The 24113-nt window shown below is 66.4% G+C and carries 18 protein-coding genes; 8 read left to right on the top strand and 10 right to left on the bottom strand.

Annotated features, from left to right (window positions below; genetic code table 11):
- Positions 1 to 21: 21 nt before the first annotated feature.
- The 7 genes from VL52_RS10990 (at position 22) to vioE (ending at position 10006) form a co-directional block, all read left to right on the top strand.
- Positions 22 to 600, top strand: a complete 579-nt coding sequence (locus VL52_RS10990; RefSeq protein WP_046157069.1) for a YceI family protein — start codon at positions 22 to 24, stop codon at positions 598 to 600.
- Between the two features lie 233 nt (positions 601 to 833).
- Positions 834 to 2363 carry a sphingomyelin phosphodiesterase gene (gene sph, locus VL52_RS10985; protein ID WP_046157068.1) on the top strand — a complete coding sequence of 510 codons (1530 nt, stop codon included), beginning with the start codon at positions 834 to 836 and terminating at the stop codon, positions 2361 to 2363.
- A 309-nt stretch (positions 2364 to 2672) separates the two neighbouring features.
- Positions 2673 to 3929, top strand: coding sequence for a flavin-dependent violacein biosynthesis tryptophan-2 monooxygenase VioA (vioA, locus tag VL52_RS10980; RefSeq protein ID WP_046157067.1), 1257 nt, complete (start codon positions 2673 to 2675; stop codon positions 3927 to 3929).
- 83 nt (positions 3930 to 4012) lie between these two features.
- Positions 4013 to 7009, top strand: a complete 2997-nt coding sequence (vioB, locus tag VL52_RS10975) for an iminophenyl-pyruvate dimer synthase VioB (RefSeq protein ID WP_046157066.1) — start codon at positions 4013 to 4015, stop codon at positions 7007 to 7009.
- A gap of 1 nt (position 7010) precedes the next feature.
- Positions 7011 to 8300, top strand: coding sequence for an NADP-dependent violacein biosynthesis oxygenase VioC (gene vioC, locus VL52_RS10970; protein WP_046157065.1), 1290 nt, complete (start codon positions 7011 to 7013; stop codon positions 8298 to 8300).
- Positions 8300 to 9421, top strand: coding sequence for a flavin-dependent violacein biosynthesis monooxygenase VioD (gene vioD, locus VL52_RS10965; protein WP_046157064.1), 1122 nt, complete (start codon positions 8300 to 8302; stop codon positions 9419 to 9421). The genes vioC and vioD overlap by 1 nt, the downstream gene beginning before the upstream one ends.
- A 9-nt stretch (positions 9422 to 9430) precedes the next feature.
- A complete protein-coding gene (gene vioE, locus VL52_RS10960) occupies positions 9431 to 10006 on the top strand; it encodes a violacein biosynthesis enzyme VioE (RefSeq protein WP_046157063.1) in 576 nt (191 codons plus the stop codon).
- A 65-nt stretch (positions 10007 to 10071) separates the two neighbouring features.
- On the opposite strand, the gene VL52_RS10955 is transcribed toward vioE, so the two are convergent.
- The 4 genes from VL52_RS10955 to VL52_RS10940 are packed head-to-tail and all read right to left on the bottom strand — an operon-like array spanning position 10072 to position 15147.
- On the bottom strand, positions 10072 to 11169 hold the full coding sequence (locus VL52_RS10955; RefSeq protein ID WP_052729259.1) for a tryptophan 7-halogenase: 1098 nt from the start codon (positions 11167 to 11169) through the stop codon (positions 10072 to 10074).
- On the bottom strand, positions 11159 to 12982 hold the full coding sequence (locus tag VL52_RS10950; protein ID WP_046157062.1) for a LodA/GoxA family CTQ-dependent oxidase: 1824 nt from the start codon (positions 12980 to 12982) through the stop codon (positions 11159 to 11161). Before VL52_RS10950 ends, VL52_RS10955 begins: the two co-directional genes overlap by 11 nt.
- A gap of 13 nt (positions 12983 to 12995) precedes the next feature.
- A complete protein-coding gene (locus VL52_RS23280) occupies positions 12996 to 14258 on the bottom strand; it encodes a ferritin-like domain-containing protein (RefSeq protein WP_052717271.1) in 1263 nt (420 codons plus the stop codon).
- A gap of 43 nt (positions 14259 to 14301) precedes the next feature.
- Positions 14302 to 15147 (bottom strand): heme-binding protein, encoded by an 846-nt coding sequence (locus VL52_RS10940; RefSeq protein WP_046157061.1) that lies wholly within the window; start codon positions 15145 to 15147, stop codon positions 14302 to 14304.
- Between the two features lie 433 nt (positions 15148 to 15580).
- On the opposite strand from VL52_RS10940, the gene VL52_RS10935 reads away from it, so the two are divergent.
- Positions 15581 to 17062: a hypothetical protein gene (locus VL52_RS10935; protein WP_046157060.1), complete on the top strand. Its 1482-nt coding sequence runs from the start codon at positions 15581 to 15583 to the stop codon at positions 17060 to 17062.
- Positions 17063 to 17069: 7 nt separating this feature from the next.
- On the opposite strand, the gene VL52_RS23275 is transcribed toward VL52_RS10935, so the two are convergent.
- From VL52_RS23275 to VL52_RS10905, 6 genes are all read right to left on the bottom strand, one after another.
- Positions 17070 to 17828 carry a copper chaperone gene (locus VL52_RS23275; RefSeq protein WP_052717272.1) on the bottom strand — a complete coding sequence of 253 codons (759 nt, stop codon included), beginning with the start codon at positions 17826 to 17828 and terminating at the stop codon, positions 17070 to 17072.
- Positions 17829 to 17844: 16 nt separating this feature from the next.
- On the bottom strand, positions 17845 to 18321 hold the full coding sequence (locus VL52_RS10925; protein WP_144408696.1) for a DUF7868 domain-containing protein: 477 nt from the start codon (positions 18319 to 18321) through the stop codon (positions 17845 to 17847).
- Positions 18322 to 18352: 31 nt separating this feature from the next.
- The gene (locus tag VL52_RS10920) at positions 18353 to 19243 is read right to left on the bottom strand and encodes a tyrosinase family protein (protein WP_083340471.1); all 891 of its coding nucleotides are present in this window, start codon (positions 19241 to 19243) and stop codon (positions 18353 to 18355) included.
- A gap of 304 nt (positions 19244 to 19547) precedes the next feature.
- On the bottom strand, positions 19548 to 20072 hold the full coding sequence (locus VL52_RS10915) for a GNAT family N-acetyltransferase (protein ID WP_046157058.1): 525 nt from the start codon (positions 20070 to 20072) through the stop codon (positions 19548 to 19550).
- A gap of 95 nt (positions 20073 to 20167) precedes the next feature.
- Positions 20168 to 22645 (bottom strand): two-component system response regulator, encoded by a 2478-nt coding sequence (locus VL52_RS10910; RefSeq protein ID WP_052729258.1) that lies wholly within the window; start codon positions 22643 to 22645, stop codon positions 20168 to 20170.
- Positions 22642 to 24096, bottom strand: a complete 1455-nt coding sequence (locus VL52_RS10905; RefSeq protein WP_082113711.1) for a sensor histidine kinase — start codon at positions 24094 to 24096, stop codon at positions 22642 to 22644. Before VL52_RS10905 ends, VL52_RS10910 begins: the two co-directional genes overlap by 4 nt.
- Positions 24097 to 24113 lie beyond the last annotated feature (17 nt).

Genomic DNA, 24113 nt, shown 5'->3' with positions numbered 1-24113 from the left:
AACCAAACCGAGGAAGAAGCCATGAACAAACTGACCCGCCTGACCTTGGCCGCCGTGGCCGTCGCCGGCTTCAGCAGCGCCGCGCTGGCCAAGCCGGAAACCTATGTGATCGACGGCACCCATACCTTCCCGCGCTTCTCGTACAGCCACCTGGGCTTCTCCACCCAGCTGAGCCGCTTCGACAAGACCAGCGGCAAGATCGTGCTGGACAAGGAAGCCAAGACCGGCTCCGTCGACGTCACCATCGACATGAAGTCGGTGGATACCGGCTACCCGGTATTCAACGGCCACATCCAGGGTGCCGATTTCTTCGACACCGCCAAGTTCCCGACCGCCACCTTCAAGTCCACCAAGGTGTTGTTTGACGGCGACAAGCCGACCGCGGTGGAAGGCAATCTGACCATCAAGGGCGTGACCAAGCCGGTGACCCTGGCGCTGTCCAGCTTCACCAACAAAGAGCACCCGATGCTGAAGAAAGACGCCATCGGCGCCAACGCCAGCGTCAAGGTCAAGCGCACCGAATTCAACGCCGGCAAATACGCCCCGTACGTGGGCGACGACGTCACCATCGACATCGCCGTGGAAGCCATCCACGAATAAGCCGCGTCGCTCGCATTCGCAGCGAAGCCGCCGTCCCCAGGGATGGCGGCTTTTTTCATTTCGCAGGACGGAGAGCAAAGCGGCAGCCGCGGACCAGCGTTTTCATGAACGGGGCTGGCGAGGCGAGCATGTATTGAAAATGTAAATGGAATATTAATTTTATAGTAATTAACCATAGTGAAAGAAAACTGATCCAGCCTTTGCCGCTTCCTTCACCCACTAAAGGATGTCCGATGAAAGCCTGGCGTTTTCTGCTGTGCGCGGCGCTGCTGCCCGCCGCCTCCCATGCAGCCTATCCCGACGACCTGAAGCTCGCCACCTGGAACGCGATGCTGCTGCCGCAAGCCCTGTATCCCAACTACGGTCAGATGCGGCGGGTCGAGCTGATGGCGGCTTCGCCCATTCTCCAGTCGCAGGACGTGCTGGTGTTCCAGGAATTGCAGGACAACGCCGCGTCGGAGCGGCTGCAGACCTTGCTCAAGCCGCGCTTTCCCTACCAGACGCCGGTGATCGGCCGAACGCAACAGGGCTGGGACGGGACCGAAGGCTGGAACGGCATGAAGCCGGAGGATGGCGGCGTGGCCATCGCCAGCCGCTGGCCCATCGTCGAGAAGCGGCAGTACCTGTTCCAGACGCCGGGCTGCAGCTGGGACGGGCAGGCGCAGAAGGGCTTCGCCTATGCCAGGATAGCCGTCAACGGCCAGTTCTATCATGTGATCGGCACCCATCTGCAATCCGAGGACAGCGGCTGCGCCAACCACGCCGACATCGGCGTGCGCCAGGCCCAGCTGCGCGAGATCGCGGCCTGGATCCAATCGCGCCATCTTCCGGCCGACGAAACGGTGATCGTCGCCGGCGACATGAACACCGACCGCTACAAGACCGCCGAATACCGGGCGATGCTGGACATCCTGCAGGCCAGCGAGCCGCGCTACGCCGGCATGCCGCACAGCTTCGACACCGCCGGCAACGGCATCGCGCTGGAGCGCTACGGCGCGCGCGGCGGCGACGCGCCGGAATACCTGGACTACATCCTGACGTTGAAAGGCCATCGCCAGCCCTCGGCCTGGCATAACCAGGCGCTGGACGCGCCGTCGCCGCAGTGGACGGCGCGATCGGCGGTGGCGAAGCAGACCTATGCCTACACCGATTTCAGCGATCACTATCCGGTGCAGGCCTTCGCCTGGGCCGACGCCGCCACGCCGACCCGCTCGCTGACCGCGCAGCCGGGCGGCTATCGCCAGATATCCCTGCAGAACCTGGCCAACGGCCGCTATGTGCGGGCCGGAGACGCCAACGACGGCTGGCTGGAGACCGACGCCGCAGCGGCGGACGCGCGGGCGCGCTTCAATCTGTCCAACAACTTCTCCATGCGCGACAACGGCTGCATCCGCTCCGGCGAATACGTGCGCCTGGAGCGGGCGGACCGGCCCGGCTGGTTCTGGACCTGGTGGGGAACGGTCGGCGGCAATCAGTACGCTTACTACACCGCCCAGGGGCCGCTGAACCGTTCCGCCGAACTGCGGCTGATCAATCACAGCCGGCCGGACGGCTGCCTGCAGGACGGCGACGAAGTGTCGCTCAAGGATTGGGCGCGCGCCGCCGACTATTACCTGACCGCCTGGACCGGCGGCGGCCATGCCGACCAGCTCTACCTGTGGCAGCCGACCGCAGGGAACGGTGAGCGCTTCAGGGTGGGGATGGGCGTCGCGCCTCAGTATCTGGACTGGCGCGGACAATTGTCGTACGCCAAACGTCGTTGATCCCAGGCAGCCCTTTGTCTCCGTTTCTCCACGTCATGCCCTGACCCTTGGAACAGGATGGGCCGTCCTGTCAGACAATATGCTTGATGAATTAGTTCGGTTGAACTAACGTGGCTGAAAATTACAAAGGCATTTAATTTTAAAAATATAAATGCCTTATAAATTTCATGCCGGGAAACCGGTCATGACGAGGATACAAGAGGCTGCATCCCGATTTCGAGGCGAGAGTGCCAAGCATTTACGTCGTCCATGCCCGTTCGTTGTTGCCGCGCGGCGGGCGTGAATTGAACAGTCAAAGGGACATTCGCGATGAAGCATTCCTCCGATATCTGCATTGTCGGCGCCGGCATCAGCGGCCTGACTTGCGCCAGCCATTTGCTCGACTCGCCAGCCTGTCGCGGCCTGTCTCTGCGCATTTTCGACATGCAGCAGGAAGCGGGAGGCCGCATCCGCTCGAAAACGCTGGACGGCAAGGCCGCGATCGAGCTGGGCGCCGGACGGTACTCGCCGCAGTTGCATCCGCATTTCCAGAGCGCGATGCAGCATTACAGCCAAAAGAGCGAAATCTACCCGTTCACCCAGCTGAAATTCAAAAACCACACCCAGCAAAAGCTGAAGCGGGCGATGAGCGAGCTGTCCTCCAGGCTGGTGGAGCACGGCAAAGAGTCCTTTCTCCAGTTCGTCAGCCGCTATCAGGGCAAGGAGAGCGCGGTCGGCATGATCCGCTCGATGGGTTATGACGCCTTGTTCCTGCCGGACATCTCGGCCGAGATGGCTTACGACATCGTCGGCAAGCATCCGGAAATCCAGAGCGTGACCGACAACGACGCCAACCAGTGGTTTTCGGCGGAGCAGGGCTTCGACGGCCTGATCCAGCAGATCAAGACCAAGGTCAAGGCCGCCGGCGCCCGCTTCAGCCTGGGCTATCGCCTGGTTTCGGTTGAGGCTGACGGCGATGGTTACCGGCTGCAGCTGGCCGGCGACGACGGCTGGAAGCTGGAGCATCGTACCCGCCACTTGATCCTGGCGGTCCCGCCGTCGGCGATGGCCGGGCTCAACGTCAATTTTCCCGAGGCGTGGAGCGGCGCGCGCTACGGCTCGCTGCCGCTGTTCAAGGGTTTCCTGACCTATAGCGAGCCCTGGTGGCTGGATTACAAGCTGGACGACCAGGTGCTGATCGTCGACAACCCGCTGCGCAAGATCTACTTCAAGGGCGACAAATACCTGTTTTTCTACACCGACAGCGAAATGGCCGATTACTGGCGCGGTTGCGTGGCGGAAGGCGAGGACGGCTATCTGGAGCAGATCCGCACTCATCTGGCCAGCGCGCTGGGCATCGCCCGCGAGCGCATTCCCCAGCCTCGCGTCCATGTGCACAAGTACTGGGCGCACGGCGTCGAGTTTTGCCGCGACAGCGGCATCGACCACCCGTCCGCGCTGAGCCACCGCGACAGCGGCATCATCGCCTGCTCGGATGCCTACACCACGCACTGCGGCTGGATGGAGGGCGGCCTGCTCAGCGCCCGCGAGGCCAGCAGGCTGCTGTTGCAGCGCCTCTCCGCTTGAACGTGGCGGCGGCTAGGCCGCCGTCCCGCGTCGCCGTCCGATGTCCGGGCGGCGGTCGTCAGTCATGACCGCTCGGGAGACACATGAGCATTCTGGATTTTCCACGCATACATTTCCGCGGCTGGGCGCGGGTCAACGCGCCCACCGCCAACCGCGATCCGCACGGCCAGATCGACATGGCCCGCAACGCGGTTTCGATCAATGGCGAGCCGTTCGACCTGGCTCGCCATCCGACCGAGTTCCACCGCCACCTGCAATCGCTGCAACCGCGTTTCGGCCTGGACGGCCGGCCTGATCCGGAGGGGCCGTTCGGCCTGGCGGAAGGCTACAATGCGGCCGGCAACAACCATTTCTCCTGGGAGAACGTCACCGTCAGCCACGTGCAGCTGGACGGCGGCGAACCGGACCATGGCGACGGCCTGGTCGGCGCCAGGCTGGCGCTGTGGGGCCACTACAACGACTACTTGCGCACCACCTTCAACCGCGCGCGCTGGGTGGACAACGATCCCACCCGCCGCGACGCGGTGCAGATCTACGCCGGCCAGTTCACCATCAGCCCGGCCGGCGCCGGGCCGGGCACGCCCTGGCTGTTCACCGCCGACATCGACGACAGCCACGGCGCGCGCTGGACGCGCGGCGGCCACGTGGCCGAGCGCGGCGGCCATTTCCTGGATGAGGAGTTCGGAACGGCGCGGCTGTTCCAGTTTTCCGTGCCCAAGAGTCATCCGCATTTCCTGTTCCATCCCAAGCAGTTTGATTCCGAGGCCTGGCGCAGGCTGCAGCTGGCGCTGGAGGACGACGATGTGCTCGGCCTGACGGTGCAGTATGTTCTGTTCAATATGTCGACGCCGCCGCAGCCCAATTCGCCGGTGTTCCACGACATGGTCGGCGTGGTCGGCCTGTGGCGGCGCGGCGAGCTGGCCAGCTATCCGGCCGGCCGGCTGCTGAGGCCGCGCCAGCCCGGGTTGGGCGATCTGACGCTGCGCGTTCAGGGCGGCCGCGCGGCGCTGAATCTGGCCTGCGCGATCCCGTTTTCCACCCGCGCGGCGCTGCCGTCCGCGCCGGACAGGCCCACGCCCGATTTGGGCGGCAAGCTGCCGCTGGGCGACCTGCTGCTGCGCGACGAGGACGGCGTGCTGTTGGCGCGGGTGCCGCAGGCGCTGTACCAGGATTACTGGACGAACCACGGCATCGTCGACCTGCCGCTGCTGCGCGAGCCCAAGGGCTCGCTGACGCTGTCCAGCGAGCTGGCAGAGTGGCGCGAGCAGGACTGGGTCACCCAGTCCGACGCCGCCAATCTTTATCTGGAGGCGCCGGACCGCCGCCATGGCCGTTTCTTTCCGGAAAACATCGGGCTGCGCAGCTATTTCCGCGGCGAGGCCCGCGAGCGGGCGACCATTCCCTACCGGATTGAAGGCATCGGGCTGGCCGGGGTGGAGGCGCGCCAGGACGGCATCGTCGCCGAGTGGCGGCTGACCGGTCTGCGGCCCGGCCCGGCCCGGATCGCGCTCGGCGACGGCGAAGAGGCGATCCAGCTGCGGGTGCTGCCGGACGACTGGGAGCTGGACGACGCGACGGTGGACGAGGTCGATTACGCCTTCCTGTACCGACACGTGATGGCCTACTACGAGCTGATCTACCCGTTCATGTCGGACAAGGTGTTCAGCCTGGCCGACCGCTGCAAGTGCGAGACCTACGCCAGGCTGATGTGGCAGATGTGCGATCCGCAGAACCGCGGCAAGAGCTATTACATGCCGAGCACCCGCGAGCTGTCGGCGCCCAAGGCCAGGCTGTTCCTCAAGTATCTGGCCCACGTCGAGGGCGAGGCCAGGCTGCAGGCGCCGCCGCCGGCCGGGCCGGCGCGCATCGGGAGCAAGGCGGAGCTGGCGGCCGAACTGCGCAAGGCGGTGGATCTGGAGCTGTCGGTGATGCTGCAGTATTTGTACGCCGCCTATTCCATTCCCAATTACGCCCAGGGCCAGCAGCGCGTGGCAGACGGCGCGTGGACGCCGGAGCAGCTGCAGCTGGCTTGCGGAAGCGGAGACCGACGCCGCGACGGCGGCATCCGCGCCGCGCTGCTGGAGATCGCCCACGAAGAGATGATCCACTACCTAGTGGTGAACAATTTGCTGATGGCGCTGGGCGAACCATTCTATGCCGGCGTGCCGCTGATGGGCGAGGCGGCGCGGCAGGCGTTCGGCCTGGACACCGAGTTCGCGCTGGAGCCGTTCTCGGAGTCGGCGCTGGCGCGCTTCGTCCGGCTGGAGTGGCCGCATTTCATCCCGGCGCCGGGCAAGTCCATCGCCGATTTCTACGCCGCGATCCGCCAGGCCTTCCTCGATCTGCCCGACTTGTTCGACGGCGAGGCCGGCAAGCGCGGCGGCGAGCACCACCTGTTCCTCAACGAGCTGACCAACCGCGCGAATCCCGGCTACCAGCTGGAAGTGTTCGACCGCGACAGCGCGCTGTTCGGCATCGCCTTCGTCACCGACCAGGGCGAGGGCGGCGCGCTGGACTCGCCGCATTACGAGCATTCCCATTTCCAGCGGCTGCGCGAGCTGGCGGCCCGGATCATGGCGCAGCCCGCGCCGTTCGAACCGGCGCTGCCGGCGCTGCGCAATCCGGTGCTGGACGAGGAGCCGGGCTGCCAGCGCGTCGAAGACGAGCGGGCGCGGGCGCTGATGGCGCTGTACCAGGGCGTGTACGAGCTGATGTTCGCGATGATGGCGCAGCATTTCGCGGTGAAGCCGCTGGGCAGCCTCAGGCGCTCGCGGCTGATGAACGCGGCGATCGACCTGATGACCGGCCTGCTCCGGCCGCTGTCCTGCGCGCTGATGAATCTGCCATCGGGCATCGCCGGCCGCACCGCCGGACCTCCGTTGCCGGGGCCGGTGGACACCCGCAGCTACGACGACTACGCGCTGGGCTGCCGGATGCTGGCGCGGCGCTGCGAGCGGCTGCAGGAGAGCGCGTCGGCGCTGGCGCCGGGCTGGCTGCCCGACGCGCAATTGGAGCTGCTGGATTTCTACCGCCGGCAGATGCTGGACTTGGCTTGTGGAAAGCTTTCTAGAGAGGCCTGAAATGAAAAAAGCAATCATAGTCGGAGGCGGGCTCGCCGGCGGTTTGACCGCCATCTACCTGGCGAAGCGCGGCTACGAGGTCCACGTGGTGGAAAAGCGCGGCGATCCGTTGCAGGACCTGTCGTCCTACGTGGACGTGGTCAGCTCGCGGGCGATAGGCGTCAGCATGACGGTGCGCGGCATCAAGTCGGTGTTGGCCGCCGGCATCCCGCGCGCGGAGCTGGAGGCCTGCGGCGAGCCCATCGTGGCGATGGCGTTCTCGGTCGGCGGCCAGCACCGGATGCGGCCGCTGAAGCCGCTGGAGGATTTCCGTCCGCTGTCGCTCAACCGCGCGGCGTTCCAGAGGCTGCTGAACAAATACGCCAATCTGGCCGGCGTCCGCTATTACTTCGAGCACAAGTGTCTGGATGTGGATCTGGACGGCAAGTCTGTGTTGATCCAGGGCCGGGACGGCCTGCCGCAGCGGCTGCAGGGCGACATGATCGTCGGCGCCGACGGCGCGCACTCCGCGGTGCGGCAGGCGATGCAGAGCGGTCTGCGCCGCTTCGAGTTCCAGCAAACCTTTTTCCGCCACGGCTACAAGACGCTGGTGCTGCCGGACGCCGGGGCGCTGGGCTATCGCAAGGACACGCTGTACTTTTTCGGCATGGATTCCGGCGGCCAGTTCGCCGGCCGCGCCGCCACCATACCGGACGGCAGCGTCAGCATCGCCATTTGCCTGCCCTACAGCGGCAGCCCCAGTCTGACCACCACCGACGAATCGGTGATGCGCGCCTTCTTCGACCGTTATTTCGGCGGCCTGCCGCAGGACGCGCGCGAAGAGATGCTGCGCCAGTTCCTGGCCAAACCCAGCAATGATCTGATCAATGTCCGCTCCAGCACTTTCCATTACAAGGGCAATGTGCTGCTGCTGGGCGACGCCGCCCATGCCACCGCGCCCTTCCTCGGCCAGGGCATGAATATGGCGCTGGAAGACGCTCGAGCCTTCGTCGAGCTGCTGGACCGCCATCAGGGGGATCAGGACAAGGCCTTTCCCGAGTTCACCAAGCTGCGCAAGGTGCAGGCGGACGCGATGCAGGACATGGCGCGCGCCAACTACGACGTGCTCAGCTGCTCCAACCCCGTCTTCTTCATGCGGGCCCGCTACACCCGCTACATGCATAGCAAGTTTCCCGGCCTTTACCCGCCGGATATGGCGGAGAAGCTGTATTTCACGTCGGAACCGTACGACAGGCTGCAGCAGATCCAGAGAAAGCAGAACGTTTGGTACAAGATAGGAAGGGTCAACTGATGAAGATTCTGGTTATCGGCGCGGGTCCGGCCGGCCTGGTATTCGCCAGCCAACTGAAACAGGCGCGTCCGCAGTGGACGATAGATATAGTCGAGAAGAACGACGAGCAGGACGTGCTGGGCTGGGGCGTGGTGCTGCCCGGCAGGCCCGGCCAGCATCCGGCCAATCCTTTGTCCTACCTGGACGCGCCGGAAAAGCTGAATCCGCAGTTCCTGGAGGATTTCAAGCTGGTGCACCACAATGAGCCCAGCCTGATGAGCACCGGCGTGCTGCTGTGCGGCGTGGAGCGCCGCGGCCTGGTGCACGCCTTGCGCGACAAGTGCCGTTCGCAGGGCATCTCCATCCGTTTCGAATCGCCGCTGCTGGAGCACGGCGAGCTGCCGCTGGCTGATTATGATCTGGTGGTGCTGGCCAACGGCGTCAACCATAAGACCTCCCACTTCACCGAGGCGCTGGCGCCGCAGGTGGACTATGGCCGCAACAAGTACATCTGGTACGGCACCAGCCAATTGTTCGACCAGATGAACCTGGTGTTCCGCACCCACGGCAAGGACATCTTCATCGCCCACGCCTACAAGTACTCGGACACGATGAGCACCTTCGTCGTCGAGTGCAGCGAGGAAACCTACGCCCGCGCCCGCCTGGGCGAGATGTCCGACGAAGCGTCGGCCGAATACGTGGCCAAGGTGTTCCAGTCCGAGCTGGACGGCCACGGGCTGGTGAATCAGCCCGGCCTAGGCTGGCGCAACTTCATGACGCTGAGCCACGAGCGCTGCCACGACGGCAAGCTGGTGCTGCTGGGCGATGCGCTGCAATCCGGCCACTTTTCCATCGGCCACGGCACCACGATGGCGGTGGTGGTCGCGCAGCTGCTGGTGAAGGCGCTGTGTTCCGAAGACGGCGTGCCGGCGGCGCTGAAGAGCTTCGAGGAGCGCGCGCTGCCGCTGGTCCAGCTGTTTCGCGGCCACGCCGACAACAGCCGGGTCTGGTTCGAGACGGTGGAGGAGCGCATGCACCTGTCCAGCGCCGAGTTCGTGCAGAGCTTCGACGCCCGCCGCAAGTCGCTGCCGCCGATGCCGGAAGCGCTGGCGCAGAACCTGCGCTACGCGCTGCAACGCTGAGGAGGCCGCATGGAAAACCGGGAACCGCCGCTGCTGCCGGCGCGCTGGAGCAGCGCCTACGTGTCGTACTGGAGTCCGATGCTGCCGGATGACCAGCTGACATCCGGCTACTGCTGGTTCGACTACGAGCGCGACGTCTGTCGCATCGACGGCCTGTTCAATCCCTGGTCGGAGCGCGACACCGGCTACCGTCTGTGGATGTCCGAGGTCGGCAACGCCGCCAGCGGCCGCACCTGGAAGCAGAAGGTGGCCTACGGCCGCGAGCGGACCGCCGTCGGCGAGCAGCTGTGCGAGCGTCCGCTGGACGACGAGACCGGCCCGTTCGCCGAGTTGTTCCTGCCGCGCGATGTGCTGCGCCGGCTGGGGGCCCGCTTCATCGGCCGTCGCGAGGTGCTGGGCAGGGAGGCCGACGGCTGGCGCTACCAGCGTCCGGGCAAGGGCCCGTCCACGCTGTATCTGGGCGCCGCCAGCGGCGAACCGTTGAGAATGGTGACCGGGGACGAGGCGTCGCGCGCGTCGCTGCGCGATTTCCCCAATGTCAGCGTGGCGGAAATTCCCGACGCCGTCTTCGCCGCCAACCGCTAGCGTTCGGATCGGGCAGAAAAACGGGGCTGCTTTCGAGCAGCCCCGTTGTCGTTGCCGGACGCGGATCAGGCGGGAACGGCCATCGCCGCGGGCGCGAAGGCGCGGCGCTGCCAGAACGGCCGCTCCGGCCAGCGGTTTTCCTGCCGGTAATGCCGCCGCCGCTCCGCCAGGTAGCGGCGGAAACAGTCGTCGGCGCGTTTGGCGTAGGCGCGAGCGGGCGCCAGGTCGCCGTCCAGCATCGCGGCGATGGCCGGCGCGGCGGCCAGCGCGTCGCCGAGCGCGCAGGCGATGCCGGACGAAGCCAGCGGGTCCAGCCCCATCAGCGCGTCCCCGACGCAGATCCAGCCGGGGCCGGCGGCGCGGGAGACGCAGCCGCTGTGCGCGGCGAAGGCGTGCACGGCGTCTATCCGCGGCGGCGGCGGCAGCCTCTCCGACAACAGCCGGGTGGCGCGCCAGGCGGCCAGGAAGTCGGCGGGATGCTCCAGCCCCTGCGACCGGGCCAGGTCCTGGTCCGTCATCAGCGTCGCCAACGCGCGGCCGTCCGGCAGCGCCGCGGCATACCACCAGCCGTAAGGCGCGGATTCCACCAGCGAGTAGCCGCTCAGCTCCCCGCGGCAGTCCACGCGGCACGCCAGCGCCTGCAGCCGGTCCAGCCTGCACCTGGGAATGCCCAGCCGGGCGGCCAGCGGCGAGCGCCGGCCGCCGGCGTCCACCACCACCCGCGCCTCCGTTTCGCCCAGGCCGCGCACCCGCAGCCGCCAGCCGCCATCGCCCGGCTCGATGGCGTCGATGCCGGATTCGCCCAGCACCGCCACGCCGCGCGCCATCGCCTCCTGCCGCAGCGCGCGGTCGAAGCCGGCTCGGTCCAGGTGCCAGCCGTGGCCGTGGCCCCGATACAGGAAGTGGTCCAGCCGCGGCGTCTCGCTTCCCCACAGCGAGAGGTTGCCGTGGTAGCCCGGCTGGCCGTCCAGCGCATGGCCGGCGCCCAGGCGCGACAGCAGGCCGGCGACGTCCGGCGTCGCCGATTCGCCGATGCGGAAGGGCTGGGCCAGCGGACGATCCAGCAGCAGCGCCTCCACGCCCAGCGCATGCAGCGCCAGCGCGAGGGCGCTGCCGGCCGGGCCCGCGCCGGCTATCGCCACCGGGTAGCGGCTAACGTTCATTGCGCCGTTCCGGCAGCGGCGGGCGGGCGGGGTCGAACGGCCGGGGCAGTTCGCGCTCCACCTCGACGAAGCGGCGCTCGCCATCCACCTGCTTTTCCATCACGAAACCCAGGCCGGCCCAGTACTTGACCATGTCGATGTCGTCGGCGAACTGGATGAAGTCGCCGGCCAGCTGGTCGTAGTCGGTGCCCAGCCACGGCACCTGCTTGCCGGTTTCCTGGTCGGGCGGTGGCGGGGGCGAGGCGGCCGCCAGCGTCCGCGGCTGCGGTTGCGGCTCCAGGTAGACGAATTCCGGCCGCTGGGCCGGCCACCACCACAGCCGCCTGCCGTCCAGCGGCTGCGACGAGCATTCGTTGAAGTCGGCCTGCCAGGGGATGGCCATGTAGCGGGTGACGTCGCCGGGCTCCATGCCGCGCTTCAGGTCGAAGTCCAGGCTCAGCGGGCCTTCGGGCACGAAGTGGTTGCGGATGCGGAAGGGCTGGCGGTAGATGGCCGGGTTGCGCGAGATCCAGGTCATCTCGATGCCGGGCGAGAACGGCCCGCCGACGCAGTTGTCCAGCGCCGCCCGGGTCAGGCTTTCGGCCGCGTCGCCGTCTTCCGGGTGGTTGACGAACCAGCCGGCCACCCACTGCTGCAGCATGAAGTACTGGGTGTCGGTGAGGCGCATGTACTTGCTGGTGGCGGTGCTGAGCACCAGGCAGTTGTCGCCGGCGAGATACGGCATCATCGTCGCGCCGCTGGCGGTGAGGATGTCGTTTTCCTGGTAGGGCGGGCGGATGAAGTCCAGGATGTACTGGCGGAAGCCCTGGTATTCCGGCGCGCCCAGGCCATCCGTTCCGGTCGCGCCCAGTTTTTCGAAATCGAAATGGTGCGGTTTGGGCGGAATGGCGGCAACCCACGGCATATAGGTCGCGCGCTCCAGCAGGGGGCGGATTTCGGTGTGGAAGTTGGGTTTGAAGCCGTCCGCGCCGGACTTCCAGAAGCCGTTTTCATAGAGGGCCGGATAATGGCCGCTGCGCACCAGCGCGTCGAAGATGGTGTCGTACAGCGTGATCAGGTTGGGGACTTCCGGCGCGTACTTGGGAGGAGCCACCAGCACGTGGGCCGGCAGCGCCTCGATCCGGCTGCCGTCGGAGAACTCGATCACCGCGCTGACCGGTCCGTCCGAGGTGTCGTCCCACCAGCCGTCGTTGTTGGCGTAGTCGGTGATGGTCGCGTCCGGATCGGCGGAGCCGGAGACGCCGTAGCCGCCCAGCACCAGCAGCCGGCCGTCCTGGTCGGTGCGCAGCTCGCCCAGGGTGTCGATCGAGTCCCGCATCGGATAGAGCGGGCTGGGCGGGAAATGCGCGCCCTCGTAGCCGTCCGGCACGGTGTTCTTGCTGAACTGCTCGCCTTGCTGGCTGCGGCCCGATATCTGGCGCGGGCCGGCGTCGATCAGCAGCGTGTGGCGGTCTGCGGCTTGCGGGTTGCGCAGCGGGTGGTTGGGCGCGTAGCCGTCTTCGCCCTCGGCCGGCACGAAGGTGTACCAGCTGGGTTTCTTGTTGGCCAGGTGCGCGGTCCAGCGTATCGCGTGGACGCCGTCGGTGTTCAGCGTCACCTCCTCGCTGACGCCGTTTTCCACCTTGTACACCCTGAAGCGCGCGGCCTGGCGGCACAGCCGGCCTTCGGCGTCGCGAAAGTCCTGTTGGGTGAACGGCTTGCCGTCCGGCATGAGGGGCAGGCCGCAGTAGCGGTCCGGCTCGATGTAGAACTTCTCCGGCGCGTCGCCGACGCGGGCGATGCCGATGGCGGGGTAGATCCGGTATTCGATCATGATGGCTCCCGATTCATGCTTGTGCGGTCTGATGGGCGGCCGCCAGGCGGCTGACGTTGTCGCGCACGCTCTCCAGCGCGTCCACCATCTCGCCGCGCTCCGCCGGGTCGTCTATCTGCTGCCTGGCCACCTGGACGGCGGCGGGCAGCCGCGCCTCCAGATCGGCCAGCCTGCTGCCGGGCTGGTACAGATAGGTGGGCGCGCCGTTGGGGCCGACGTCGCTGTCGGTGTCCTTGTGCAGCGGCGTCTGCATCAGTTTGCGGGCCAGGTTGGGCAGCGCCTGGTGCATCAGCGGCAGGCCCTGGGTGAAGAAGCTGTCCCTGGATTGGCCGGCGACGAAGCTGCGCTCCATCGAGTCCAGCATCAGGCTGTAGGCGATGTCGAACAGCTCGGCCAGCTGAATGGCCATCGGATTGGTGAAGTCGCCGCGCTTGGGGTTGGACACGATGGGGTAGGTGGGCGGAAAGCCGGCCTTGTCCAGCGACACGGTGCGGAATTTCTTGAAGTGCGACATCTCGTACGGCGAGCCGATGATGGGGCCGTAGGTGCCGTCGGTGCGTTCGCCGTAGGTGTTGTAGGTGGCCCACGGTTCGATCGGAATCATCGACTGCGATTCCGGCACGCTGCCTTCGCCCTGCTGCACGATCTGCTGGACGCCCAGCCGGGCGCTGGCGAGGTCGGTGATCCGCACCGGCTTGCCGCCGAACTTGCCCAGGTAGATGTCCAGCCGCTGACAGGCGTCGGCGTTCGGCTGGAACAGCGCCGCCTGGTCCGGATAGGCCGCCAGGCCATCCAGCAGCGCGTCGTACAGCTGGGCGATGTAGCTGTAGTTGTCGCCGCGCGGCGGCGCGTGCGGCGGCGCCGGAGTTTCGATGGCGGTGAAGGTGTCGTTGAACACCTCCACCGACGCGCGGCACAGGCCGATGAAAGGCGTGGTGCTGGTGTTGGCGTGGGGAAGATAACAGGGATAGACCGGCGCGGCGCTGCCGGTCAGCCGGGGCCGTCCGCCGATGCCCACCAGCAGATTGGCGGCCTGGTTGATGTGGAACATCTCCTCCATCATCACGCTGCGCAGCAGCTGGTAGGCCTCGCAGTTGGGATCGCTGATCGAATACAGCGCGGTCAGATACGGCGGGATGGTGGTCATTTCCACCTGGATCGCCAGCTGGGCCGCGTCTTGCAGCGGCTTGCGGGCATCCGCCAGGTCTCCGGCGGCGCGCTGGCCGTAGATGCGGTCGAACAGCATGCCGAAGGGTTTGCTCGAATCGATGCTCATGTTTCCTCCGCGAATCGTCGGGTAGGCAAACGGCGCGGCGCGCTCAGCGCTTGATCAGCGTGGCTACCGACACGTGCGGCCAGATCACTTCGTCGAACACCAGCAGCACGGTCTGGGTGTATTGCAACTGGAGGAACTGGCTGCCGTCCGGGCGCTGCAGGGTTTCGATCCAGAAGATGGAGTTCATCTCGGTGGCGTCGGCGTTCTGGACGATGAAGGGAATGTTGGCGATGCCGCCGGAATCCTGGGTGCTGACCGGCAAATTGGTGGTGCTCACCACCTTGAGTTCCAGCTGTTGCTGCTGGTACTTCAGCACGTCCACCAGCGCCTGGTTGGGATTCGACATATCGAAGCCGGGAGGGAACTTGCCGTTCAGGTAGGGATCGGTATAACCAAGAGGCAGCGGTTTGCCGTCCACCCGGGTGGGTAGCGGGCTGACCGGCTCGATGTTGGGCGCACGCGCCTCGCTGGACGCCTGGCCCTGGGCCAGCAGCGAATCGCCGTGGGGGATGGTGGCCTGGCGCGCGATGGTGGGCGGATCTTGAGGCGCGGTGGTAGCCGGCACGTTCAGCCAGATGCCTGGTTCGATGTGTATGCCTTCGCCAGTGTCGGCGTCGCTGACTTGCTGCAGGTAGGTCAAGCCGTAGAGGAAAATGTCGTTCTGTTTGGAGCCACGGTTCGGCACCGGCCCGCCTATCGGGCTGAAACTGATGGTTTCGATGGTGGCGTTGACGATCAGGCGGAAGATTCCGCCGTTCTGGCGGTTCGGCACGGCGATCATATTGTAGCCATGGCCGGTCCAGTGGCCGGACAGCTCGCTCAGTGGGCCGAGGTTGTCCAGGCTTTGCGATAACGGGGCCGAGGCGCGTTGGAATTGGCTGAGGTTCATGGTTGGCTCTCCCAAGACATTGTCGAGATGACGTGTGCTGCCTGGTGTGTTACCGACCCGATACCGCGATGTTGTCGTCCGCCTTTGTCGACGGATGATGCCGGATTCGTAAGACTACTTAACCATGATTCTTATATGGAATATCCGGCATGTGCTGGTTATAGCCGGGGCCGGCGCCATGTCAAGCGTGGCGCGGCTTGCGGCGATTTTCCCCCGCGGGTTGATTACTCGCGCTGGGCGCGCTGGTTGTGAATAAAATGATCAAAAACAGTCATTTTGGACAGTTTGAATCGCGTGGGAGCCGGGTGGTTACGGCATAAGATGAAAGTCCGGCCCATCGATTTGCGCCTTTCGGATCGCGTCGGTCCGGGGTGGATTCCGGAGTTTTCGCGCGGAATGGTTTCATCCGCGCCCGCTATCGCAGGAGGCCGCAATGGAAGCCAGGCGTATCAATCAATACCGCGCGCCGCAACTGGTGCCTTTCAGCGCCAGGCTCGACGAGGATGGGCAGACCGTGGTGCTGGCGGCCGATTCCAACGAGTACAAGCTCGCCTTCAAGGGCGTGGAAGGCGGACGGGTGCTGGACAGCGTGCTGTCCATGGCCAATCCGGGCGCGGAAATCTGGTTCGACATCCATTCCGGCTCGGCCCAGCCCTGGCAGCTGTCCCTGGCGCGCCAGCTGGATGAGCTGTCGCTGATCCGGGACGCGCCGGCCGGCCGCTCCGCGCTGGAGATGCGCCGTCTGGAGCAGGAGTCGCTGATCGGCCGCTGCATCGAGCGGCTAAGGTCCGATTCCGGCGACCGCGGCGGGCAGCGCGTCGCCACCGCGCGGGTGATGCTGCATTTGCTGGACGAGCCGCCTCCCGCTCCCGGCGCGTTTTTCATCGACGATGTCGCCGCGCCGGAGTGGGGCGACAATTTCGCGCTGCAGACCTTCTATCTGCAGAAACTCTATCTGGAAGACAACTTGCCGCAACTGGTTCCACTGTGGCGGAGGGTGCTGACGGGCTTCATCGAGGCATCCGGCGGCGCGGTCCTAGGCAGCGGGGCGGGGCGGGTGGCCAGGCCGGACGTGCTGGGCTTCTATTGCCCGGTGCAGGAAGAATCGTACTTGCTGTGCCTGGTGGATCTGGTGCTGCAGGCGCCTTGCGCGGGAGCCCGCCGGCGCCTGCACGGCTGGACGTCGCCGGCGGCGGCGGACAGCGGCGTCAACTTCATGCGCCGCGCCCGCCAGTGTTTGCAGTCCGGGATCGAGGCGCTGGGTGAGAGCCGCTTCGCGCGGCAGGTGGACGCGGAAGCCACGGAGGCCGGTTCGCTGGTCCAGGGCTTGTTCATCGAGCAATACCATGTCTCCAGGCGCTTCGCCGAGATCATCGCGCCGTTGATGACCCGGCGCATGCGGCTGCCGATGAAGCAGCATGTCCATCGTTACTTCCAGGAAGAACTGGCGCGCGAGGTATATGGGCGATCGGTATGCGAGGCGCTGGGCGTGCCGTCGGCCTGGCTGGACCAGGCTTTGCCGCTGCCGCTGTTCCAGGCCTATGTCGATGCCTTCACCGTGTTGGGGCGCTACGATCCCATCGGTTATCTGGCCGCGTTGATGGCTTTCGAGTGCGGGCTGGGCATGAAGGGATTGGCGGACATGGGGCAGGACGGCGTGGAGGAGGCGCGCGCCGCTTACCGCCCGCTTCCGCGGCGGGACGAAGCTTGCCTGGAGGGCGGATGCGCGGCTTTGCCGCAGCTGTTCTTCCGCGAGATATCATTGCTGGGAGCCGCCGCTCAGCGGCGCGCGCTGGGTAGCCTGGCCTATATGATGGAGCTGGAGCACCGGGCGATGGACCAGGTCGCCGATTTCTACCGCATTCAGGAGACGCTGGACATGTGCTCGCTGGATGGTTTCTACGGTGGCGGGTGAGGAGCGGTCATGCGGCTATCGCCAGCCACAGCGCCAAGCCCAGCAGCGCGGCCGTGGAAACGGCGGCGGCCGGCCGGCGGTAGCGTTCCGTGGTGGCCAGCGCGGTGACGCCCAGCATCACGGCCAGGCCATGTCCGCCGGCGCCCGGCAGCAGCATCAGCAGCCAGCAGCTTCGCAGGCAGGCGGCCCCGTTTTGCAGCCCATACAACAGGCAATCGCGGTCGGCGGCCCAGCCTGATGGCGCCAGCGCGCGGCCGCGGTGGCAAGCCGCCAGGGCCGCGGCCTTGTCCGGGCCCTGCTGCCAGGCGGCCGCGGCGAGGGCCGCGCCGGCGAGAGACAAAGAGAGGTTGTTGACGGCGGACAGCCAGAGCGCGGACGCGGCGTCCAACAGCCAGGCCGCCGCCAGCCAGAGGCCGAGGTAGCCGCACAGGAAGACGGCGATCGCCCGGCGCCGCCGCCGCCACAGGCTGTGGAAGGCGGCATACCGGGCGGGGCCCGCCGCCAGCGGCAGCATCATCGCCGCCGTCATCAGCGGCAGGCCGCCGTCTGGCGCCGGAATCCAGCCCAGATCCCGCCAGTTGAACCCACCGCGGCAGATCGCTGTGAAACCGACACCGTCGGATCTTTGCAGCAGGCATAGCCATGCTGCGGCGCAGAGCGCCAGAACCCACCACTCCGGATGCCGCCGCAGCCAGTCCCGCGCTTGCCGCAAGCAGGCGGGCAGCGGCGCGGCGCGGCGGACGGTATCCATCGTCAGCGCGCGCATCAAGGCGATCCGCGGTTCATTGGTAATACAGGCTGACCCGTCCCACCCTGACCTCAGCCTCGCGTTTGGTCTGCCGTCGGGGAACGAAGGTGACGCGCAGGTCCTTGGGATTCCAACCGGGTTCTTGTTCCAGCCGCGCCATCAGCTCGGTGACGTCGAAAACGTAATGCAGGCCGGTGCCGGCATGGCCCGCGCCCTGGCGCGACGCCTTGTCCAGGCCGAACAGCGGCAGCACGCCGGCGCATAGTTCTTCCCGGCTGCCGGGTTGGGACTCCCCCGGTGGATGCAGATAAATTTCGTAGCTCGGCGGCATGCCTGTTCCGGTGACCCGCTCTACCCTGAGGTAGGCTTGGCGCGGTTTGCCGGCGGCCTGAGCTTGCAGCGCCGGGCCAGTGGGCGGCTCTATCGACAGGCTGACCGTGGCGTCCCGGGCCGCCAGCGGAAACGATTCCTGGGTGGCGGCCACCATCTCGCTTGGGTGTTCCGTTGACATGAATGGGTTCTCCCGTGATGGTTGGGCGTCGCTAGTGGACATTGCCCAGCGGATTGGCGAGGTTGTCGTATTGGTAGTGCCAGGGCCCGTTCACGGTGTCCACCACGTCTTGCGGCGCGAAGGAGACCGGCTTGCCGCTGGCGTCGTGGAAGAAGAAGTGGGTGGCGCTCAGCCACTTGGGATCGGCGGGATTGGCATTGCCCATTTTGCGCCACACCTCCCACAGCCGGTCGATGTTGGCATGGTGCAGCCAGAAGATGGGGTCCTGCGCGGCGGTGTCCGGATCGCCCATCAGGCCGCCGATATCGCTGTGGATCATATCGTGGGGCACCATCTCCAACTGTCCTTGGTCACTGTCGCCCATGTGGTTGGGGCCGCGCATCGGCCCGCCGAAGCCGGAGTCGCCGCCTGGCGCCAGGTGTCCGGCAAAGTTGGCGCGTTTCAGGCAGTTCAGGCTGACCGCCTTGTTGTCCAGAAAAGGCTTGCCGTCGTTGCCCTGATCGCGCTCCACCAGCAGCGGATTCTGGCCGGGCAGGCCGGCGAATTGTTTGGCGGTGAAGGCGGCGGGGAGCGCCCGGGAGCCCGGCGGGCTGTAGTTCCAGTACGGCAGCGCCCAGTCCTGGGGACCGCCCAGCTTGGCTACGGTGGCAGAGACGATGTCTTCGAATATGCCCAGATAGACGCGGTGCCAGGGCAGGAAGAACCAGGTGGCGTGCTGGCATTGGGACCAGGCCTGGCGTTGGTCCTGCGTGAAGGTGGAAGGGTCTTGCAGCGTGCCGTGCACCGCCGCCTGGTATTGCCAGCTGGTGGGGTCGCCGGGTGGGCGTTGCTGCATGTCGTGTATGGCCCGGGCATACCATTGCAGCGTCTGATCGCTGGCGTCCAGCTTGGATACGTCCTTGCGCATGCGGGGGGTCGGCATTTCGGCTGCTCCTGGTTTGGCGTCGCATGGCGTCGATGGGCTGCCGGGCAAGGATGGTGCTGGGGGGAAGCCCGCCTGGGGGCGGATCATCGGCGCTGCCTTGCAGGTATAGCCGCGGGAAGAGGCGATGCGCTTCGGGACGAATACTTAAGTGCCAATGCGGATATTCACATTCATTCTGTGTCTGGCATTCACGGCAGGGCGCGCCGGCGTCAGGAGCCGCCAACAAAACTTTGCCGAGCCGGGAGCCAAGGCGCGTCGACGCAGGCAGTGCACGCATGGGGCAAGGAGGCGCAACGCAGGATCACGGGTGGTGTTCGCGGATCGAAGTCCCGGCATGGCCAGCGTCGCTCAGCACCACGTACTCCGTGTCATCTAGCGTGAATGCCGCCACTTCGCGCATGCCCAGCCGCTGGTGGGCGCGCAGCGAGGCGGCGTTGTCGCGGCGGATGAACAGAATGGCCTCCCCGCCGGGCAGGCTGGAGCGCAGCGCGGCGTACAGCCGGGCCGGCAAGCCCTGGCCCCGTTCCGAGGCGGCCACGCAAATCGGGCCGTAGACATAGGCGCCGGAGCCGCCGGGCCAGGCGCGCAGCATGGCCGCCACCGGAGCCGGTGGAGTGGGTTGAGCCGCGGACGAGCTGAACAGCGCGCCCACGATGCGGCCATCGCGCAGCGCCGCTACGGTCGGCATGCCGGATCGCAGCATCGCGGCTACCTTGCCGGTCGGGAACTCTCCCGTCAGCGAGCCGCCGCGGGATGGGGCGTTGGCCTGCAGCAGGGCGGCGATGCCGTCCAGATCATTCGGGGCGGCGAGGCGGATTTGCAGCATGTCGGGCCTTTGGGCAGCAGCTGCCGGCGCGGGTGTCGAGTCCGGCAGTGCTAGCGGTTTGGGAGCGGCCATCGTCGCCGGCCGCCGCAGGGCGGTCAAGCGGACTGCGTGCGTGTGCGCGGCGGGAAGTCGCCGGGCAGGTGGCAGCCGTGGCGTCGCAGCAGCTCGACGAAGAGATCGGCCGGCAGCGGGCGCGAGTACAGAAACCCCTGGGCGTGCTCGCAGCGGCAGGTTTGCAGTATGGCGGCCTGGGCCGGCGTTTCCACGCCTTCCGCGATGACCTTCAGGTCCAGCTTGTGGGCCATGAGGACGATGGCTTCGCACAGCGCGTGGTCGCGCGGTTCGTCGGTGATCCGGCGCACGAAAGTCTGGTCTATCTTCAGGCAGTCCAGCCGGTAGCGTTGCAGATAAGACAGCGCGGAATAGCCGGTGCCGAAGTCGTCCAGCGCGATCCAGATGCCGGCCGCGCGATACAAGTCCAGCGCCTCCTGCACTTTGAGGTCGGCGTCGAGCAACAGCGACTCGGTGACTTCCAGCATCAGCGCCTGGCCCGGCACCCCGGCGCGCGCAAGTTTGTCCAGCCAGCGGGCCGGGTTCTGCAGGTCGCGGAAATGCAGCGCCGACACATTGATCGCGATGCGCAGGTCGTCGCGCACCGTGTCGCGCCATTCGCGTATGACGGACAGGGCCTGATCGTACACCCACTCGCAGATTTTGCCGCCGAGGCCGCATTCCTCGGCGATAGGGATGAACACGGCGGGATTGATGACGCCATGCTCGGGATGGTGCCAGCGCAACAGCGCCTCGGCCTGGCGTATCCGGCCGCTGGCGAGGTCGATGATGGGCTGGAATTCGAGCCGGAACTGGCCCTGCTCCAGCGCCATATGCAGGCCGCTGGATATCTGCAGCCGGACTTCCGCGGCCTTCTGCATGGCGGGGGCGAAGAAACAGTAACGGTTGCGGCCGGCATGCTTGGCGCCGTACATCGCCTGGTCGGCGTTGCGCAGCAGCTCGTCCACGCTCATGCCGTCGGCCGGAGCCATCGAGATGCCTATGCTGCCGGTCACGTAGCATACCATCTGCTCCAGCCGCACCGGCTCGGCCAGCCGCTGCAGCAGTTTCTGCGCCATCAGGTCCACGTAGCCGGGCGATTCGATGTCTCCCAGCACGATGCAGAATTCGTCCCCGCCCAGCCGCGCCACGGTGTCGCTCGCGCGCACGCTGCCCTGCAGCCGGGCGGCGATGGTGGAAAGCAGCTGGTCACCGTGGCTGTGGCCGAGCGAATCGTTGATGGTCTTGAAGTGATCAAGGTCTATCAGCAGCACCGCCATCATTTTCTGGTGGCGCATGGTCTGGGCCAGGCCGTATTCCATTCTGTCCTGCAGCATGCGGCGGTTGCATAGATTGGTCAGCGGATCATGCTTGGCCAGATAGGCCAGCTGTTCCTGCGCGGCCAGCACCGAGCTGATGTCGGAGAATACCAGCACGTAGCTGGCGACGCTGCCGTCCGGGCCGGGCACGACGCTGATGTTTTCCCAGATGTTGAGGACCTTGCCGTTCTTGTGCAGATAGTTGACGTTGCCCTGCCACAGCTTGCGCTCGTCGGCTGAGGCCGGCGGGCCGGCGCAGGCGAAGCTGTGCGGCGTCTGGTAGAGCGGGTCGATGTCCGGCCAGGCCATCGCCTCTTCCGCGCTGTAGCCGGTTTGCTGGCTGAAGGCCGGATTGACCGATACCACCTTGCGGCGCGCGTCCAATATCGCGATGCCCTCTGACGTGGAGTCGAACACGGTGGCGGACTGGAGCAGCCTTTCCTCGGTTCGCCGCTGACCGGTGATGTCCTGCAGCACGCCTATGATGCGCCGGTCGGCCCCGCCGTCGTCGAAGCTGCGTGCCCGGGCGTGCAGCCAGCGCGCGTTCTGATCGGGCCCGGTGCGGGCGCGGAACCGGATGTCCAGCGCGCAGCCCTGGTCTCGGGTGCGGAATATCGCTTCATCCACCGCGGCGGCGTCGCGGGCGTCCACTTGTTCGATGAAGTGGCGGATCGATGTATTGGCCGCCAGTCCCGACGTTGGCTGGGGGGGGCCGGCGAGGCTGAAGGTCTGCATATGGTCGGTTTCCACCCGCCATTCCCAGACGTCGAGTTCGGCGGCCTGCATCGCCTTGCCTATCCGGCCCAGCTGTTCGTCGGCCCGATGCTGGAGTCCGAAGCGGACCATGGCCATCTGCAGCGTGGCGTGCAATTCGCGCGGGGAAACCGGCTTGACCAGGTAACCGTAGGGCATCGCGCTTTCCGCGCGCTGCAGCGTCGCGTTTTCTGCGTAGGCGCTGAGGAAGACGATGGGAATCTTCTGCCGCCGGTAGATTTCGCAGGCGGCGTCCACGCCGTCCATCCCGCCTTCCAGGTGGATGTCCATCAGCACCAGATCAGGCTGCTCCCGCTCTGCGTGCGCTATCGCCAGGCTGCCGCTGGCTACTACGCCGCATACCTGGTAACCGAGCGCCTGCAATTGCAGCTGCAGGTCCATCGCGATGATGCGCTCGTCCTCCACGATCAGGATACGGACGTTTTTCAAGAGTTTTCTCCCGCGCCGAATACTGGGAAGCTGACTTCCACGCGCACGCCGGGCCGGTTGTCCAGGATGTCCAGCCGGGCACCCATCTGTTCGGCCAGCATAGGCATCAGTTGCAAGCCCAGCGACGCGGGACGCGTCGCCGGGTCGGCGGCGGGCAAACCCACGCCGCTGTCGGCCACGGTCAGGAGGGCGCGCCGCTTGTCCTGGCGCGCCAGCCGCAGCCAGATGGTGCCCCGGCCATCCGGATAGGCGTGCTTGAGCGCGTTGGTCAGCAGCTCGTTGATCAGCAGGCCGCAGGGCGTCGCCCGCTGCAGTTCGATGCAGACCAGGCCTGCCGGCGCGTCCAGTTCCACATTCAGGCCGCCGGCCAGCTGGCCGTAGCTGCTCAGCAGCAGCTGCTTGAAGCGTTGCAGGTATTCGCCCAGATCCACTTTGGAGAAGTCGTGGCGTTCGTACAGCAGCTGATGTATCAGTGCCATCGAGCGGACCCGCGTCTGGCTGTCCTGCAGCACGGCCCGGGCGCTTTCCTCGCGCACGTACTGGCTTTGCATGCTCAGCAGGCTGATGATCACCTGCAGATTGTTCTTCACCCGGTGGTGAACCTCGTTCAGCAGCGTGGTTTTTTCCTGCAGCGCCGCTTCCAACTGGCGCTGGGCCTGCTTGCGGGAGGTGATGTCGACGATGCCCGCCAGCACCATGGGGCCAGCTTCGGTTTCTATCGGGTTGAGGCCGATTTCGATCGGAAATTCGCCGCCGTCCTTGCGCAGGCCGTAGAGGTCGCGTCCCACGCCCATGGGCCTGGCTTCGGGCCGGCGCAGGAACCCTTGGCGCAGCCGGCCGTGGCGGCCGCGGAAGCGTTCCGGCATCAGTTGCTCGACCGGCATGCCCGGCAATTCGTCCCCGCTATAGCCGAACATCGCCTCCGTCAGTCGATTGAATAGGATGATGGCGCCGGCGCCGTTGATCATGATCATCGCGTTCGGCGATTCCTGGACCATTTGGTGGAAGCGATCCTCCATGCGTTTGCGGTGGCTGAGGTCGCGGGTGATCTTGGCGTAACCGCGCAAGGCTCCGTCATCGGCGCGCAGCGGAATCAGCAGGATGTCGGCGAGGAAGCGGCTGCCGTCCCGGCGGACATGCCAGTGCTCGCCGGCGTAGCGGCCGTCTTGCACGGCCTGAGCCAGCTGGCGCATCGTCTGCGGACCGGCGTCGCCGGAAGGAGGCAGAAGGCAGCTGGAGTGGCGGCCCAGGGTTTCGGAAGCAGCGTGGCCGTGTATGCGTTCCGCGCCGGCGTTCCAACTGCGCACCAGGCCGTCTGCATCCAGCAGGATGATCGCGTGGTCTTCCACGTGGCGGATCAGCAGATCGAAGCAGACATCGCTCTCCCGGATGCCGGGCAGAGGAGGCGGGCCGGTGGAGGGCGTCTTGGTTTTCCTGGCGCAGTTGAGCATGGAAAGGTCCGTGGGGC

The organism is Chromobacterium vaccinii, from assembly GCF_000971335.1.
Lineage (GTDB): Bacteria > Pseudomonadota > Gammaproteobacteria > Burkholderiales > Chromobacteriaceae > Chromobacterium > Chromobacterium vaccinii.
The sequence above is the reverse complement of the archived record's forward strand: the minus strand, read 5'-3'. Positions and strand labels throughout refer to the sequence as shown.

Bases quoted from the DNA above. Each gene is read 5' to 3' on its own strand.
- VL52_RS10935 (WP_046157060.1), top strand. From the start codon at position 15,581: ATGGAAGCCAGGCGTATCAATCAATACCGCGCGCCGCAACTGGTGCCT.
- VL52_RS23275 (WP_052717272.1), bottom strand. From the start codon at position 17,828: ATGCGCGCGCTGACGATGGATACCGTCCGCCGCGCCGCGCCGCTGCCC.
- VL52_RS10990 (WP_046157069.1), top strand. From the start codon at position 22: ATGAACAAACTGACCCGCCTGACCTTGGCCGCCGTGGCCGTCGCCGGC.
- VL52_RS23280 (WP_052717271.1), bottom strand. From the start codon at position 14,258: ATGAGCATCGATTCGAGCAAACCCTTCGGCATGCTGTTCGACCGCATC.
- VL52_RS10925 (WP_144408696.1), bottom strand. From the start codon at position 18,321: ATGTCAACGGAACACCCAAGCGAGATGGTGGCCGCCACCCAGGAATCG.
- VL52_RS10940 (WP_046157061.1), bottom strand. From the start codon at position 15,147: ATGAACCTCAGCCAATTCCAACGCGCCTCGGCCCCGTTATCGCAAAGC.
- sph (WP_046157068.1), top strand. From the start codon at position 834: ATGAAAGCCTGGCGTTTTCTGCTGTGCGCGGCGCTGCTGCCCGCCGCC.
- VL52_RS10950 (WP_046157062.1), bottom strand. From the start codon at position 12,982: ATGATCGAATACCGGATCTACCCCGCCATCGGCATCGCCCGCGTCGGC.
- vioA (WP_046157067.1), top strand. From the start codon at position 2,673: ATGAAGCATTCCTCCGATATCTGCATTGTCGGCGCCGGCATCAGCGGC.
- VL52_RS10920 (WP_083340471.1), bottom strand. From the start codon at position 19,243: ATGCCGACCCCCCGCATGCGCAAGGACGTATCCAAGCTGGACGCCAGC.
- vioE (WP_046157063.1), top strand. From the start codon at position 9,431: ATGGAAAACCGGGAACCGCCGCTGCTGCCGGCGCGCTGGAGCAGCGCC.
- vioD (WP_046157064.1), top strand. From the start codon at position 8,300: ATGAAGATTCTGGTTATCGGCGCGGGTCCGGCCGGCCTGGTATTCGCC.
- VL52_RS10915 (WP_046157058.1), bottom strand. From the start codon at position 20,072: ATGCTGCAAATCCGCCTCGCCGCCCCGAATGATCTGGACGGCATCGCC.
- vioB (WP_046157066.1), top strand. From the start codon at position 4,013: ATGAGCATTCTGGATTTTCCACGCATACATTTCCGCGGCTGGGCGCGG.
- VL52_RS10905 (WP_082113711.1), bottom strand. From the start codon at position 24,096: ATGCTCAACTGCGCCAGGAAAACCAAGACGCCCTCCACCGGCCCGCCT.
- vioC (WP_046157065.1), top strand. From the start codon at position 7,011: ATGAAAAAAGCAATCATAGTCGGAGGCGGGCTCGCCGGCGGTTTGACC.
- VL52_RS10955 (WP_052729259.1), bottom strand. From the start codon at position 11,169: ATGAACGTTAGCCGCTACCCGGTGGCGATAGCCGGCGCGGGCCCGGCC.